Annotated in this window: 15 protein-coding genes; 5 read left to right on the forward strand and 10 right to left on the reverse strand. The window is 51.1% G+C overall.

Going from position 1 to position 15,076, the window contains the following annotated elements; genetic code table 11:
- Positions 1-39: 39 nt before the first annotated feature.
- The 3 genes from NST99_RS22045 to NST99_RS22055 all read right to left on the reverse strand — a co-directional run bounded on the left by NST99_RS22045 (position 40) and on the right by NST99_RS22055 (position 3,951).
- A complete protein-coding gene (locus tag NST99_RS22045) occupies positions 40-993 on the reverse strand; it encodes an ABC transporter permease (protein ID WP_341094379.1) in 954 nt (317 codons plus the stop codon).
- Positions 994-1,053: 60 nt separating this feature from the next.
- Positions 1,054-2,814: an ABC transporter substrate-binding protein gene (locus tag NST99_RS22050; RefSeq protein ID WP_341094380.1), complete on the reverse strand. Its 1,761-nt coding sequence runs from the start codon at positions 2,812-2,814 to the stop codon at positions 1,054-1,056.
- Between the two features lie 234 nt (positions 2,815-3,048).
- Complete coding sequence (locus NST99_RS22055; RefSeq protein WP_341094382.1) at positions 3,049-3,951, reverse strand: helix-turn-helix transcriptional regulator; 903 nt, start codon at positions 3,949-3,951, stop codon at positions 3,049-3,051.
- A 210-nt stretch (positions 3,952-4,161) separates the two neighbouring features.
- Here NST99_RS22055 and NST99_RS22060 point away from each other — a divergent pair, with 210 nt between their 5' ends.
- The 3 genes from NST99_RS22060 (at position 4,162) to NST99_RS22070 (ending at position 6,683) form a co-directional block, all read left to right on the forward strand.
- Positions 4,162-4,455: a GNAT family N-acetyltransferase gene (locus NST99_RS22060; protein WP_038594285.1), complete on the forward strand. Its 294-nt coding sequence runs from the start codon at positions 4,162-4,164 to the stop codon at positions 4,453-4,455.
- A gap of 85 nt (positions 4,456-4,540) precedes the next feature.
- On the forward strand, positions 4,541-5,392 hold the full coding sequence (locus NST99_RS22065; RefSeq protein ID WP_341094384.1) for a GNAT family N-acetyltransferase: 852 nt from the start codon (positions 4,541-4,543) through the stop codon (positions 5,390-5,392).
- A gap of 220 nt (positions 5,393-5,612) precedes the next feature.
- A complete protein-coding gene (locus tag NST99_RS22070; RefSeq protein ID WP_341094385.1) occupies positions 5,613-6,683 on the forward strand; it encodes an SDR family oxidoreductase in 1,071 nt (356 codons plus the stop codon).
- A gap of 56 nt (positions 6,684-6,739) precedes the next feature.
- On the opposite strand, the gene NST99_RS22075 is transcribed toward NST99_RS22070, so the two are convergent.
- The 5 genes from NST99_RS22075 to NST99_RS22095 form a co-directional block, all read right to left on the reverse strand.
- Positions 6,740-7,123 (reverse strand): winged helix-turn-helix transcriptional regulator, encoded by a 384-nt coding sequence (locus NST99_RS22075; protein ID WP_341097722.1) that lies wholly within the window; start codon positions 7,121-7,123, stop codon positions 6,740-6,742.
- Positions 7,124-7,222: 99 nt separating this feature from the next.
- Positions 7,223-8,002, reverse strand: a complete 780-nt coding sequence (locus tag NST99_RS22080) for a hypothetical protein (protein WP_341094386.1) — start codon at positions 8,000-8,002, stop codon at positions 7,223-7,225.
- 2 nt (positions 8,003-8,004) lie between these two features.
- Complete coding sequence (locus NST99_RS22085) at positions 8,005-8,457, reverse strand: flavodoxin (RefSeq protein WP_038594296.1); 453 nt, start codon at positions 8,455-8,457, stop codon at positions 8,005-8,007.
- A 169-nt stretch (positions 8,458-8,626) separates the two neighbouring features.
- On the reverse strand, positions 8,627-8,992 hold the full coding sequence (locus NST99_RS22090; protein ID WP_341094388.1) for a VOC family protein: 366 nt from the start codon (positions 8,990-8,992) through the stop codon (positions 8,627-8,629).
- A gap of 102 nt (positions 8,993-9,094) precedes the next feature.
- Positions 9,095-9,958, reverse strand: coding sequence for a helix-turn-helix domain-containing protein (locus NST99_RS22095; protein ID WP_341094390.1), 864 nt, complete (start codon positions 9,956-9,958; stop codon positions 9,095-9,097).
- 293 nt (positions 9,959-10,251) lie between these two features.
- On the opposite strand from NST99_RS22095, the gene NST99_RS22100 reads away from it, so the two are divergent.
- Both NST99_RS22100 and NST99_RS22105 read left to right on the forward strand, forming a co-directional pair.
- Positions 10,252-11,115: a class I SAM-dependent methyltransferase gene (locus NST99_RS22100; protein ID WP_076109786.1), complete on the forward strand. Its 864-nt coding sequence runs from the start codon at positions 10,252-10,254 to the stop codon at positions 11,113-11,115.
- A gap of 3 nt (positions 11,116-11,118) precedes the next feature.
- On the forward strand, positions 11,119-11,865 hold the full coding sequence (locus NST99_RS22105; RefSeq protein ID WP_341094392.1) for an RluA family pseudouridine synthase: 747 nt from the start codon (positions 11,119-11,121) through the stop codon (positions 11,863-11,865).
- 54 nt (positions 11,866-11,919) lie between these two features.
- Here NST99_RS22105 and NST99_RS22110 read toward each other — a convergent pair whose 3' ends face one another.
- Positions 11,920-12,351: a MarR family winged helix-turn-helix transcriptional regulator gene (locus tag NST99_RS22110; RefSeq protein ID WP_038594308.1), complete on the reverse strand. Its 432-nt coding sequence runs from the start codon at positions 12,349-12,351 to the stop codon at positions 11,920-11,922.
- Positions 12,352-12,554: 203 nt separating this feature from the next.
- Entirely contained in the window at positions 12,555-14,996 is a 2,442-nt protein-coding gene (gene gyrA, locus NST99_RS22115; RefSeq protein ID WP_341094395.1) for a DNA gyrase subunit A, read from the reverse strand.
- Positions 14,997-15,076 lie beyond the last annotated feature (80 nt).

Consider the following 15,076-nt stretch of genomic DNA (forward strand, 5'->3'; position numbering starts at 1 on the left):
GTTTAAAGTACTGTTAGCTGCCACAATGTCATCCCCCCTCTATAACCGGACACGCGGATCGGCAACCCGGTACAAAATATCCGAGAGCAGCGTTCCAATCACGGTCAGAATGGCAAGCAGCATCGTAAAGCCCATCAGCAGAGGATAATCCCTCAGCCCGAAGGACTTCATATACAGTTGGCCGATGCCCGGCCAGTTGAAGATCTGCTCGATAATAATCGACCCGCCGAACAGCGCCGGAAGCTCGAAGCCGACGAGCGTAATGGCCGGCAGCAGCGCATTTCTCAGCGCATGGGTGAACAGTACCTTCCGCTCCTTTAAGCCCTTGGCCCGGGCTGTGCGGATATAATCCTGTTTCAGGACATCTATCATATTGCTGCGGAAATACCGGGTTAGTGAGCCCAGCCCAAGCAAAGTCATCACCACAACCGGCAGCGTCATATGACGCACAACATCTTTGAGATATGCCATACCGGCAGCATTGCTGCCTGTAGTCGTCATTCCGCCAGGCGGCAGCCATTTGAAGTCAACCGCCAGTATTTTAATCAGGAATAGGCCGATAAAAAAAGACGGAAGCGACATCGCCGCGAATATCGCAATCATCACCAGCGTATCAAACCAGGAGTATTGCTTATAGGCAGAAATCACTCCGATAATAACTGCGATAACCCAGGTCAGAAAGGTCGATACCGCCGCCAGCAAAAAAGAATTCCAGATATAGTCGTTGAACAGCTGAAGCACCGGCTTCTGCTGGGCGAGCGAATATCCGAAATCCCCGTGCAGTGCATTTTTCATCCATATGCCGTAACGTTCAAGCACCGGTTTGTTCAGGCCGTAGATCTCCCGCAGCTCCGCCTTGCGTTCTGCAGTCAGCTTGATATTCCCGGTGATAAAGTCCCCCGGCGTAGTAGCATAAAGACAAAAAATGAGCAGTGATGCCGCAAACAGAATGATGAATATATACAGCAGTCTTTTTGTCAGATAAGTACTCATGATTGGCTCCTTATGGATTCGTCCCCTGCCGTTGCATACCGGCAGGGAACGAACAGTTAATTATTGCAGAGTCCAGTCCGGCAGGCTGCCGGCAAGCCCGATGAATGGGCTGACCGTAAGATTCTGGATGCGGCCGTTATAGGCGTACACTGTCTTTTTGTAGCTGGTGAAAATGATCGGAAGTTCATCATTTAACAGCTGGTAGAGCTCTTTGTAGACTGCTTTACGCTTTTCGATATCGGTAGTGGCCAGTGCTTTATTGTACAGCTCCAGGAATTTCGGATTTTCGTAATCGGTAATTTCACCGTCGAAGAATTGCATGAATCCGTCAGCCGGATCGGTTAGCATAGGTGTGGAGAAGGATACGAGATCATAATCCCCGCCTTCCACCTTCGAAACCAGCGAGTTAAAGTCCGCGAAAATTTCCGGTTGGAACTCAATGCCCAGCGCTTCAAAGTTCTCTTTGGCTACAGCAATAAAGATGTCGGTGTTTTTACTCTTGGAGCCCAGATAGTGAATGCTGAGCGGTTTGCCGGCTTTTTCGCGGATGCCGTTCGAACCTACAGTCCAACCGGCCTCATCCAGCAGCTGTTTGGCTTTTTCCGGATCATATTTATAAGGATTGATGCCCTCTTCCGTATAGGACCAGGAGATCGGTGATGCCGGAATATTGGCAATGGAGCCTGCACCCTGGGCGGCGTCCACGTAAATACTCTGACGATCAAGGCCGTAGACTATCGCCTGTCTCACCAGCTTATCCTTGAGCTGCTCGTGCTTCAGGTTAACCTGCATGTAGCCGTAATTGCTCGGTGTATAAGGAATGATATTCACATACCCGAGTCCCTTCAGCTTTTCGATATTTTCTTCTGTGGCACTGAAGGAAGCATAGTCGACTTCTCCTGTCTCCAGGAACTGCCAAACGTCGCCCTCAGAGGTTTTGTAAATGAAATGTTCGGTCTTTGGTTTGCCTTTGAAGTAGTTCTCGTTAGCCACCAGCCGAACTTCTTGCCCGGGGATGAATTTCTCCAGCTTGTAAGGACCGTCACCAAGCGGTTTCTCATGCAGCTTCTTGATGTACTCCAGCTCGCCGAATTTGTAGTCCTTGCCATAATAGGCTTTCGACAACACATTGGAGCCTAGTACCACAAGTGCCGTAGCATTTGGCTGCTCCAGCGTTACCGAGATCGTCTGCGGGTCAATAACCTTAATGCCTTCGATGCTTTTGGCAGTACCTTCTTTGTAAGCTTTGCCGCCCTTCACATTGAGCGAAGGCAGCGAGGACCCGCCGTCATAAGTCTTGTCATATTGAATCGTCCAGGTAAAAGCCACATCCTCCGCCGTGAGCGGTGAGCCGTCGCTGAATTTCAGGTCTTTGTGCAAATGGAAGGTGTATGTAAGCTGATCCTCCGACACATCCCAGCTTTCGGCAAGCTCCGGAGCAGGAACACCTTTGTCATCTACAGTTACCAGTGAAGCATAAAGTAGAGAAGAAACGTTGCCGTCATAACCACTTTCCTGGAAATAAGGTGTAAACGCGCCGCTGGGGTCGGTGAGTCCGACGATTATCGTATCCTTACGGTTCTGGGCAACTGCAGGCAGCTTCGACAAGTCAGTTGCCGTGAAAGGCTCGCTGAGTGCGCCACCCGGCACTGGTGCCGGTGAAGTTGAAGCTGCCGCTTCGGTTCCGCCAGTATCTGCGGTGGCCGTTGCCGGGGTAACTACACCTTCAGAGTTGTTCGCACTGCCGTTGTCCGAGCAGGCTGACAGCAGCAGTGAACCTGCTATCAGTAAGGCGGACAATAAAATCGTACTTTTTCTCACAAAATCATCTCTTTTCTCTCCATTTTATAAAGACTGATAATTCCTACCTACTAAGTATGATTAATGACCGATAGTTCACATTATAGAAAGTAAATTCTGTTCTGTAAAGAGAGAACATAAAAAAAATTCTCCACAAACAGAATTCACTGGTGTTTTTTCCGGTACAAAAAAAGCCAAAGCTTCTCTTCAGCAGAGAATACCTTGGCTTTGTAAGGATTATAGGGTGTTCCGGGTTCAACTCAAATATTTAAAAAGCTGCTCATTCATCCGGTGAATCCCCTCCAGACGAAGACTGTATGCGGTGACATTCTCCCCTTCGACGTAGGCATGTAGCAGGCCGGCACACCGGAGACTGAAAATATGATCATGTACGATCCCTTTGGAGATTCCCGCTTGCTTTACGATTTCCGTGAACGTTTTGCGTTCTCCGCCGACCGATTGAAGAATCTTCAGCCGGCTTTTTTCACCCAGACTGCGTAGAGTCCTGTACATGAAGGGTGATATTTCCTCATCTGTGAGCATAATTCTCGCTGCATAATGACAAATGGTCAAAGTGCCGAAGTTGTAAATAATGTTGACAGGCTGAAAATGAAACTGCGGGATTAGCACCAGTCTGCGCAGTCCGTCCCCCGGCAAGAAATAGAAACCATTGGTTGTCTTGTTGACAAAATCGGAAGTATTGTTTGTCTTGAGTTCCCGGTTCCGTTCCATCGTATGCTCCTGCAGCTTGGCGAGGATAGCGGGATCACTGGTGCTGAAGTATTGCCGGTTCCATTCGGTTAACAGGTAGGTCATCCGGCTGCGGAACTGCTCCATCTGGACAGGAAACACACTAACATGCCCGGCAAGGGTTTCGTATATTTCACCGACCGACAGACTTTCCAGCCAGTTCAGCGCACTCTCCACATTTTGCTTGGCCGGACATAAATAGATCAGCAGGTTCAGCAGCTTCCAGTCATTCCCGAGATCTGTTTCCTCCAGCGCACTAAGAAGCCCTGGACTAAGCTTGCCTGCCACTTCGGCAGCCCACGGGGTACCCAGATCAATTTTTTTATTGGATTTCTTGCAGATAAACGTATGTATGCTGTTTACTAACTCATAAATCGGCTCAAACTGAACCTCTATCCCGTATTCCATGGGCTTTCCTCCTGATGCAACTTCTATTCGTTACAGCGTTAGTGTCTTAATCTTAGGGCATGAAGCAGCGTAAGTGCAAGTCATTCCACATCCCCTTCCAGCTGGTGTTAAGTTCTTCCATGAAAACAGTAATTCATTGTGTACAGTTCTCGCTTTTTCCAAATCAGGGTAGTAAAATAAAGGCATTACATTTAGGCAGGAGTGAAGAATATGGAACTGATTGAACAAGGAGAAGGACGTTTCTATATTGCAGGCGACGGTAAGGACCTTGCCGAGATTACATACAGACTGGAAGAGGCTACAGGAACACTGGTCATTGACCATACCTACGTCTCTGAAGATCTGCGCGGTCAAGGTGCCGGTGAAAAACTTGTACGGGCAGTTGTGGACAAGGCCCGTGAAGAGGATTTGAAGATTGTCCCCGTGTGCTCTTATGCTGCGCATCAATTCAAAAAACATGAAGAGTACTCGGATGTACTCAGCGGAGACGGAAACCGGTCTTAAGACCATGCCCGTTTCCTTAAATACTATGAATCTATGGGAGCTAAGTCTTCATCGCTGAGCGCCCACAACCTTAGGAGGAAACGGTTTGACTACAGCTGACACTTTAAAAGATATAGAAGAATTGCAGCAGCGCTGCGAGCAATACGAGGGAATCTCCCTCAAATTGAATTGGGATATGCTGCGGCTGCCTTCAGCGGCCGGCGGAACGGAATGGCTGGTAACCTACGAAGAGGAGCTGCTGGTCGGCTTCATCGGACTATACAGTTTCGGCAGCGAAATGGAAATATGCGGCATGGTCCGCCCGGGCTACCGCCGCCGCGGAATCTTCACCTCCCTTTGGATGCGGGCCCAGAGCATTAGTAAGCAGAAAAAGGTTACCACCCTGCTGCTGAATGCTCCCGCCAATTCAGCTTCGGGTTCGGCATTCCTGCAGACATTGCCGCTGGTCTTCAATCATGCCGAATACCAGATGAAATGGGATGGAAGCACTTTGCCGCAAGGCTCCGGAGAAGCCAGTTCTGCTGCCGGTACCGTGGTGCTGCGGCCCGCACGCGAGGAAGAGGAATCCATCCTCATTAAGCTGGACAGCGGCGGCTTTGACATGTCGGAAGAGGACGCGGCCGAAGCTTATGAAATGTATAAACATGAAGGGCTGCAGGAGCATATCATCATTGAAATGAATGGACAGCCTGCCGGTAAGATGCGGCTGTCCACGGAGGATAACGAAACCTGGATTTACGGATTTACGGTCGACCAGAAGCTGCGCGGACTCGGTATCGGACGCAGTGCACTGCTGCAGACCATCGAGCGGGAGCGGCGCAATTATAACAGTGTGAATCTGGAGGTTTCACTGGACAATCCCAATGCGCTCAAGTTATACGAGAGCTGCGGATTCGTAATTCTTAACAAGCAGGATTACTACCGGTATACCGGCTGAATTCTCTGCCTCTCTAGAGCAGCACAATAGTACAACATACAGCAGCCCCTTGTCGCTTGGCACCCTTCGCCAGCAGCAAGGGGCTTTCTTGATTGCCGGTGAGTCCAGCTCCTTATGTTACCTGCAGGTTCCTATATGACTTCAAAGTGCGTACTATTCATCCCTCTTCCCGCGATCCATACTTGGGGTGTATCCAATACACTGAGAGAGGACAATGAATATGAATTCAAAAGAACATACACCGCAAAAAACAGCCCTCGTTGTTGGAGCAGGCGGCGTGATTGGACGCAATCTGATCGAACATCTCATTACGCTGCCCGAATGGGACATTATCGGCGTATCACGCCGGGGTGGAGAGAATACTAAGCGCATCCGCTACATTTCCGCCGATTTGCTCGATACCTTGGACGTCCGCCAAAAGTTAGGCAGCCTTTCGGAAGTGACACATATTTTTTACGCAGCCTATCAGGATAAGCCCACCTGGGCGGAGCTTGTCCCCCCAAACCTCGCCATGCTGGTTAACGTAGTAGATGTCATTGAGCCGGTGGCCCATGCTCTGCAGCATATCAGTCTTATGCAGGGCTATAAAGTATATGGCGCTCACCTTGGGCCCTTTAAAACGCCTGCCAGAGAAACCGATCCCAATCATATGCCGCCGGAATTCAATATTGACCAGCAGAACTTTCTTGGAGAGCGGCAGCAAGGGAAAAGATGGACCTGGTCGGCACTGCGGCCTTCCGTCGTCGGCGGATTCGCACTTGGCAATCCTATGAATCTTGCCCTCGTTATTGCCATATATGCCTCCATGTCGAAGGAGCTTGGGTTGCCTTTGCGTTTTCCCGGTAAACCTGGGGCCTATCATAGCTTGCTCGAAATGACTGACGCAGGGCTGCTGGCGAAAGCGACCGTATGGGCGGCAACCGATACGCGCTGTGCTAATCAGGCTTTTAATATTACGAACGGCGACCTGTTCCGCTGGAGTGAGATGTGGCCCAAAATCGCCGCGTATTTTAATCTTGAAACGGCTCCGCCTCTTCAGATGTCGCTGTCTGTAGTCATGGAGGACAAGGAGACACTGTGGAATAACATGGTAGAGAAGTACGGCTTGGAAAAAAACAGCTATCAGAGCGTATCATCCTGGGCATTCGGGGACTTTGTCTTCTCCTGGGATTACGATTTTTTTGCAGACGGTACTAAAGCACGCCGCTTGGGCTTCCATGAGTTCGTAGAAACGGAGAGTATGTTCATGAATATTTTTGACGGGCTCCGAAGAGCCAAGGTTATCCCTTAAGCAATACACTTGTATATATGCTCCCTTTTTTTTAAGAGAAACGACCGGTCCCTGTTTCAGAGGCCGGCCGTTTTATCATTCCACTCACGTTCAGACAATACAATAGCCCGATCACCGTACACCCGTTCAATGTGCGTATCGCCCCATTTGCACAGAAGGTGAAGAATTGCTTTTAGACTCCAGCCATATTCCGTCAGCTCGTACTCTACTCTCGGTGGAACCACATTATAAGAAGTCCGTTTTAGGACTCCGTCCTCTTCCAATTCCCGCAGCTGCTGCGTTAGCACCTTCTGCGTAATAGCAGGCATCAGGCCCATCAGTTCCCCATTGCGTTTCTTGCCAAACGTAAGAAAGAATAGAATCACCGGCTTCCACTTGCCTCCGATCACTTCAAGCGTCGCTTCCACTGCGGTGTTATAGGTTTTAATTGTTTCCGGCATTGGCTGGAACACCTCCATGCCCTTAACCATATCTTCATGTCCCCTGCTTGGCAACCCTATCGCGCTCCGGGAAGGATGGATAGTCCACTTCGTTACGGATTACATTAACCCGTATCTTCCGAAAGATTCCTCACATTTCTCGTTCCTGCGCGCTCCGTATTTTAATGCAGGATAGGCCATGGCTTCGCCCTCCAGGAATACAGACAACAATCGCACATAATCAAGTGATTCGCCAAGCGGTACACCTGCTCCGTCAAAGATATGCCGGCGGCCGTCAAGCAAAGAATATATTTCAATGGTTTCAGCTGGTTCTCCATAAGCCTTATGGCAGAACACATTAGCCATGTGCAGAAATCCGGTGATCACATCCTCATTTCCGTTCACCATAAATTTCTGGATATTCAAGCAGCGTCCATGTATTGACGAATTCCAGGCCAGTTGAAAAATCATCGCCAGGTCAATCTCCAGCTCCGGTACCGGAACATGCCACTGCTCATAGAGCATTACCGGCACCTCGCGGGTATGATTCCCGGAGACAATGCGCATCAGCTCGTCAGCCACCGCCGTTTTGATATCCCAATAGTGCATTAGTGAAGGAAAAGCTGTTCCTTTGGGCGGCCAGCGCCGCTCCAGCAGAAATTGGATAGGCGTCTCCCTGCGCACCTCTGGCTGCAGACTGTAGAAATCGTTAAGGGTATGCCCTACTGCATACTGGACTTGCTGCCTCCAGCGCGGAAGCCCTGTAGCCGCAGCCCCTCCAGTAGGATCCTCGGCTCCGCCCAGCATGATATGCTCCATGCGGAAATCGTTAAGCCGGCTGTAGCCTGCGTCCGGCACTTCCCTTCTTCCCGCCACCTGATATCCTGCCGCGCCGCCCATTCTTAAGAAACCGCCGCGCAGGTTTCGATAAATTGACGACCGAAATTCCGGCAGGCCTCTTTCTCGGCAGCGTTCGGACCGTATTCAATCTTCAAGCTTTCCTGAACAATCTCTGCGCCGCGTTCCTTGAGTTTCTCCTCAATCTGATTTACGGCTCCGCAATAGATTTCATATCCGGTGTCCCCGCTTCCGAAGGCAGCTGCCTTATAAGCCGTCAGATCCAGATCATCCATCTCCTCATAAAAATCTAAAAATTCATCAGGCAACTCACCGTCACCCCAGGTATAGGCACCAAGCAGCACGCCCTCATAAGCTTTTATCTCATCCGCATTGCAGTCAGTGACCGATTTCAGAACGGCCTCTCCGCCTGCCTGGCGTATTCCTTCCACAATCAGCTCAGCAATCTCTTCCGTATTGCCGGTCAAGCTGGCATATGCCACGAGCACCTTAGCCATGAATCTGATCCTCCCCAAGGTAAACATTAAATTTAAACCAACTTTTACTAACCTCATTCTATTTGATAATGATTATCATTGTCAATATATAAAAACACGAACACTGACCGGGAGTCCGGTTGATGTTCGCGTTCATCGTCGATTCTGTATTATCGAGGTTTGCTATAACTTAATATGCTCCTTCAAGCAAGGTAATGCTATTGCCGTCAGGATCGCGGAAATTCATTTCCTTACCCCCGTATTCCATTGTAACCGGCGGTTGGCAATCCAATCCTCTTGCCTTGAGCGTTTCATAGGTCTCATCCAGACTGCTGCAGGAGAACACCAGATTGACTGCTCCTGTCGTCAGCTTATCCCATTTATTCTCATCCCAGATAATGATGCCCGGCTGACTCTTGTCAAAGCCAATCTTCGCCCCGTCAGAGTTGCCATAGCCTTCAAACGGTACGGGAATCCCCAGCACCTCTGCATAAAATGCCGCCAAGGCTGCAGTATCCTTGCTGTACAAATTGATGCCTTCAAAAGCAGAAATCATAGTATATCCCTCTCATTCTCATCATTTGGTTAGCGGCGCATTGGCCATCTGACAACAGTATACCTGGTGACCGTCCCCGCTGTATTGCAAAAAAACGACATGTTAATTTCGTGCATAGGCCAGAGCTTCAAGCGGCGTTCTGCCGGCAAATCTCTTGAAATTATTATTCAGATGGGACTGATGGCTGTAGCCGTAGCTATATACAACATCCTGAATATTTCTATTCTGCGGGGGTGTGCGGTATAGATCCAGCCATACATTCTGAAAGCGCACAAGATCGGCTGTTTTTTTGGGCGAAATCCCGATATATTCACGAAACAGCCTTTCGAGCTGCCGGCTGCTAAACCCCGAATTCCCTTCCAGTGCAGCGGTGGAAATGACACCTTTGGACTTCACGATAGCATACACAGCATTCAGCATGCCGTCATTGCTGTGCCGGGTCTTCTCCAGCTGACGCAGCAGATAAGCTTCCACCAAGGCGATCCGTTCTGCTACAGTACGGGTCCCCGGCAGCTTGTCCCCCAGTTCGCTGCGGAAGGAACCGAAATATTGGTCCACTCCGGTATGAATATTCAGGACCTCCCTGAGATGGTCATCGGCGAACAAGTGCACGGCCCAGAAATGGAAGCGGATGGCGAAGCGGACTTTTCCCGTATCGTCGTGAACTTGTCCGGCTTCAAAAGGCGTATCGTTAATCCCGCAAAAAATCCCGCCTGACTCTCCCGTCTGCTCATCCCACTCCCAAATGATGTCCATGCAGCTGTCCGGTATAACAATTTCTCCCCCAAGGGAGGGGACCGAAGGATCATTAAGCTGTTTCTCCGGCTCTCCGCTGTATGTTTCCTCCAGAGTCGAAGAACCCCAGAAGCAGCGGATATAAGGGCGCAGCGCCTTGCAGGGCAGAATCTCCCCTGCCCCTTTCGGATTCGCCGTAATCGGATAATACAGCTCCGACAGATTGTACATGAAGCTGCTGCCCCCTTCTGTGCTTGTTCAACTTCCGATAAACATACTTAACCTGATCATACACAATCACTATCAGAAACGCTACAATAACGGCCGTCAGCACCCCTCCGGGAAGCAGATAGTTTCTTGTCATTTGTTGGCCTAACCCGCTGTTATATTTGGAATTATTATACGCACATCCCCAAATGGGCAAAATGAGAAGAGTCGCAGCTTTGTTACCTTTTTGTTTGTAGGGCCCGGGCTAAATGTTGTACAATAAAGGCTAAATGAATTTTTTGAAGGATGGATTAAATATGTATATAGCAGGCGATTGGAAAGACTACGAAGTTATTGATACCGGAGGCGGAGAAAAGCTGGAACGCTGGGGCGATATTATTCTGCGCCGCCCGGACCCGCAAATCATTTGGCCGCTCGCGAACGAGACGGCGAAGTGGCGGGATGTGCACGGACATTATCACCGCAGCTCGGCAGGCGGCGGACAATGGGAAATGAAGAAAACCATTCCGGACGACTGGAAAATCAGCTACGGCAAGCTGAAATTCCACCTGCGTCCGACAAACTTCAAGCATACTGGCCTGTTCCCTGAGCAAGCGGCCAACTGGCGCTGGATGATGGACAAGATCGCTGAGGCGAACCGTCCGATCTCTGTGCTCAACCTGTTCGCTTACACCGGTGGGGCTACAGTGGCTGCAGCGAGCGCCGGAGCTTCGGTAGTCCATGTGGATGCGGCCAAAGGCATGGTCCAATGGGCGAAGGAAAATGTGGCCCTGTCCGGCCTTGCCGAACGTCCGGTCCGCTATATTACCGATGATGTCTTCAAATTTGTACAGCGCGAACAGCGCCGCGGCAGCAAATACGATGCAATCATTATGGACCCGCCTTCCTATGGCCGGGGACCCGGCGGTGAAATGTGGAAGCTTGAAGCGAGTCTGTACCCGTTCCTGGAGAGCTGCATGCAAATCATGAGCGACAGACCTTTGTTCATGCTCATTAACTCCTATACGACAGGCATTTCTCCAACCGTTCTGCGCAATATGCTCTCGATGACGATGGGCAAACGGTACGGCGGCAAGCTGACCTCCGGCGAAATCGGACTGCCGATTACCTCCTCCGGGATGAACCTGCCTTGCGGAATTTTGGGCCGCTGGGAGGCGTAAACCATGACTGCACACAATTCCGGTACAGCCGGAGTGGCCGGGGAGGGAAATTCCCGCTTTGAAGTTCTGTACGAGGACAATCACCTTCTCGGCATCGTGAAGCCCGTAAATATCCCCGTACAGGAGGATGCTACTGGCGATGCAGACTTGTTGAGCCTGCTTAAGGAAGATGTGAAGGAACGCTTTAACAAGCCCGGTAATGTGTACATGGGGCTCGTTCACCGGCTGGATCGTCCAGTCGGAGGTGCGATGATCTTCGCCAAGACATCCAAAGCCGCTTCACGGCTGTCCGAAAGCGTCCGTACCCACAGCTTCCATAAAGTCTACCTGACCGTGGTGCACGGCCAACCTCCGGCCTCCCAGGGCCGTCTGATCAATACCTTGCTCAAGGATGCCAAGAGCAATACAGTTACCATTGTCCGCAAAGGAACACCGGGCGGCAAAGAGGCCATTCTGGATTATACGGTGCTGGGCAGCGCGGAGGGCTATACTCTGCTGAAGATAGACCTGCTTACCGGACGTTCGCATCAGATCCGAGTGCAGCTTGCCGGAATCGGCTGTCCCTTGTTCGGGGATCAGAAATACGGTTCGGCGGTGAACAGACCGGGGCAGCAAATTGCCCTCTGGTCCGCGCTGGTCGGCTTTCCGCATCCGGTTACCAAAGAAGAAATCGAGCTTATCTCGCTGCCGCCGCAGACTTTCCCCTGGAATCTGTGGCCCCGGCATTTGCAAAAACAGGCCATCCGTTAACGGATGGCCTGTTTTTTGAGCTTATATAAGTATTCATAAGATCCAAGTTTAGGTTCAGGGTGTAGAGCCTTCCGGCGTTGGAGCAACCGCCATCTTGCCCATCAGATAAAGCAGCAGCTGCTGATTATGTGAAGAAATCGGATCAAGCGCTTCGGCAAAAAAATCACTGCGGATCTGAAGTCCGCGTTCGGTCTCTTTCTGTCCGTTCTCCGTGATGCTCACCCAGACAATCCGCCGGTCCGCTGCATCGCGTTCACGCACAATCAAATTATGCTTCTCCATCCGGTCAAGCAGCATCGTCACCGCCGCCGGGCTGGTCGCGAGATGCGGGGCCAGATCAGAAGGCTTCATTGCGTCACGTTCCTGAAGCAATTCAAGCACGGTGAGTTGGGCATCTGTCAGCGTAGGCGCAAGCTTGCTATCCATATGTAGCTTATAGTCCTTCAATATTTTATGCCAAATCTTACTGAATTCTGAGGAATGCACAGTTACTCCTTCCTTTCCCTGCGGATTTCAATCCGGTATATCTACATTTTCGAGAAAGAAATTCCATTTCCTGCAAAACGAAAAAATAAATAACCAAAACCCTTGTTATCCGTTACTTTACCTATACAAAAAGGCGTTGTGGCCAGCCCGTGAGGAGCCGTCAAACGCCTTTTGTATGTTAGCCCTGTTGCAGTGCATACGAATTACTTAATTGCAGGTAAAAGAGTGATGATCTCATCCTTCTTCTCAACCGGAACAAGTTGTTTGCCTGTAGAACGGCGATCACCCAGCGGAGCAGCCTCAGAAGAAAACTGATGATGCAAGCCATCACGGGTAAAGGCGACTAACTCCAGCGGCTCCTTACAGTGGAATGCCCCTGCCAGCCTGCTGCCGTTCGGTTTGACCCGTTTGCCTTCCTTGAACTCGAAGGTCGGCATCCCTTTGCCGCCGCGGCTTTGCGACGGATAATCCACTAATAGTGTCCGTTTCGCATATCCAAGGTCAGAGACAACCAGTATTTCGCCTTCGTCTTCGCTTACCCAGAAGCAGGAAACCACTTCATCGCCTTCGCGAAGCTGAATACCGCGGACCCCGCTGGCCACACGGCCCATCGGATTGACTTCGTTCTCGCGGAACCGGATGCTCATCCCTTCGCGGGTCACAAGCACGATGTCCTTGTCTCCGCTGCTCAGCGCCACTGTAATGATCTCGTCGCCATCAGCCACCTTGCAGGCAGCCACGGCTCCGGAACGGCTCGTAGAGTACTCCTTGAGCTCCGTACGTTTGACCTGGCCCTTACGCGTGACGAAAACCAGACTCGCCTTAGGCTCCTCCAGATTGCCCACCGGCAGCACGCTGACAATGCCATCCCCTTTTGCCAGGCTGATGACGTTCACGATTGCCGTGCCGGGCTCTTTCCACTTGAATTCCGGTATCTGATGAACCGGAAGCAGGAAATATTGCCCTTTGCGGGTAAATACAAGCAGGCTGTCCCTTGTATTGAGATCCAGCAGCTTGACGATATGGTCGCCTTCCTTAACACCGGAGGCTTGGCGTTCACTGCCCGAACGCGTGAACGAAGGCATTCCGGTCCGTTTGATGTAACCATCGGCCGAAAGTGCGACAAGCACATCCTCGGCGTTCACCAGTACTTCAAGGCTGACCTTCAGCTCTTCAACCTCGCCCTGAATAAGCGAGCGGCGGTCTATCCCGTATTTATCACGGATCTCCAGCAGTTCCTTGCGGATGACGGCGATCAGTTTTTTGTCGCTGTCCAAGATGCCGCGCAACATAGCAATCCGCGCCTGCATTTCGTCCAGTTCCTTCTGGAGCGAGTTTATCTCCAGATTGGTCAGACGGTACAGCTGCAAGGTAAGGATGGAATCGGCTTGGCGTTCGCTGAAGCCGAACATCCATACCAGATTGTTCTGGGCATCCTGGCGGTTCTTCGATGCCTTGATCGCAGCGATAACCTCATCCAGAATGTTCAATGCCTTTACAAGCCCTTCCAGGACGTGGGCGCGGTCCTCTGCTTTTTCCAGGTCGAACTGGGTGCGGTGGGTAACCACATCACGCTGATGGGCGATATAGGCTTGCAGGATAGCCTTGAGGCCAAGCTGCTGCGGAGCCTTGTTGACAATCGCCACCATATTGAAGTTATAAGTGACCTGCAGGTCGGTTTTCTTTAGCAGATAAGCCAACACGCCCTGGGCGTCGGCTTCCTTCTTCAGCTCCACCACAATGCGCAGGCCTTCCCGTCCGCTTTCGTCGCGGACTTCGGCGATGCCTTCGATCTTCTTCTCCAGACGGATGTTCTCCATGGAGGTGACCAATCGTGATTTCACGATCTGGAACGGCACTTCCGTAATAACGATCTGCTGTTTGCCGCCGCGCAGATTCTCAATCTCTGTCTTGGAGCGCAGGTAAATGCGGCCTTTGCCGGTACGGTAGGCGTCCATAATTCCTTCGCCGCCCATAATCGTACCGCCTGTCGGGAAATCCGGACCTTTGATAAATGTCATGATGTCCTCGAGCTCAATCTCCGGCTTTTGCATCACCGCGATACAGGCATCAATGACCTCACGCAAATTATGGGGCGGGATCTCCGTGGCGAATCCGGCAGAAATGCCGCTCGTTCCGTTGACCAGCAGATTCGGATAACGTGAAGGAACCACCACTGGCTCCTTGGCTGTGTTGTCAAAGTTATCTTTGAACAGCACGGTGCGCTTCTCGATGTCGCGCATCATCTCCATGGCAATCGGCGACAGGCGGGCTTCCGTGTACCGCATCGCGGCTGCCGGATCATCATCCATTGAGCCCCAGTTGCCATGTCCGTCCACAAGCACATGGCCCATCTTCCAAGGCTGCGCCATCCGCACCATTCCGTCATAAATCGACGAATCCCCGTGGGGATGATAATTACCCATGACATCCCCGACGGTTTTGGCGGATTTACGGTACGGCTTGTCCGGGGTATTCCCGGAATCGTACATGGCGTATAGAATCCGGCGCTGTACAGGCTTCAGCCCGTCACGCACGTCCGGAATCGCCCGGTCCTGAATGATATATTTGGAATACCGGCCAAAGCGGTCACCGACGACCTCTTCCAGAAAAGCCGGTGAAAATTGTTCTGATAAACTGCTCACTTGGCTCACCTTCTGTTCCTCAAACTGCCCGCCTAAAAAAAGTGTGGTGATCCCTTGTCACTGCGGGGAATGTTTGGACT

Source organism: Paenibacillus sp. FSL L8-0470, from assembly GCF_038008625.1.
Taxonomy (GTDB): domain Bacteria; phylum Bacillota; class Bacilli; order Paenibacillales; family Paenibacillaceae; genus Paenibacillus_AQ.

What these genes read in the sequence shown, in the direction of transcription:
- NST99_RS22100 (WP_076109786.1), top strand. Translation starts at nt 10,252, where the DNA reads ATGTATATAGCAGGCGATTGGAAAGACTACGAAGTTATTGATACCGGA.
- NST99_RS22090 (WP_341094388.1), bottom strand. Translation starts at nt 8,992, where the DNA reads ATGATTTCTGCTTTTGAAGGCATCAATTTGTACAGCAAGGATACTGCA.
- NST99_RS22060 (WP_038594285.1), top strand. Translation starts at nt 4,162, where the DNA reads ATGGAACTGATTGAACAAGGAGAAGGACGTTTCTATATTGCAGGCGAC.
- NST99_RS22105 (WP_341094392.1), top strand. Translation starts at nt 11,119, where the DNA reads ATGACTGCACACAATTCCGGTACAGCCGGAGTGGCCGGGGAGGGAAAT.
- NST99_RS22095 (WP_341094390.1), bottom strand. Translation starts at nt 9,958, where the DNA reads ATGTACAATCTGTCGGAGCTGTATTATCCGATTACGGCGAATCCGAAA.
- NST99_RS22045 (WP_341094379.1), bottom strand. Translation starts at nt 993, where the DNA reads ATGAGTACTTATCTGACAAAAAGACTGCTGTATATATTCATCATTCTG.
- NST99_RS22080 (WP_341094386.1), bottom strand. Translation starts at nt 8,002, where the DNA reads ATGGGCGGCGCGGCAGGATATCAGGTGGCGGGAAGAAGGGAAGTGCCG.
- NST99_RS22070 (WP_341094385.1), top strand. Translation starts at nt 5,613, where the DNA reads ATGAATTCAAAAGAACATACACCGCAAAAAACAGCCCTCGTTGTTGGA.
- NST99_RS22075 (WP_341097722.1), bottom strand. Translation starts at nt 7,123, where the DNA reads ATGCCGGAAACAATTAAAACCTATAACACCGCAGTGGAAGCGACGCTT.
- NST99_RS22085 (WP_038594296.1), bottom strand. Translation starts at nt 8,457, where the DNA reads ATGGCTAAGGTGCTCGTGGCATATGCCAGCTTGACCGGCAATACGGAA.
- NST99_RS22055 (WP_341094382.1), bottom strand. Translation starts at nt 3,951, where the DNA reads ATGGAATACGGGATAGAGGTTCAGTTTGAGCCGATTTATGAGTTAGTA.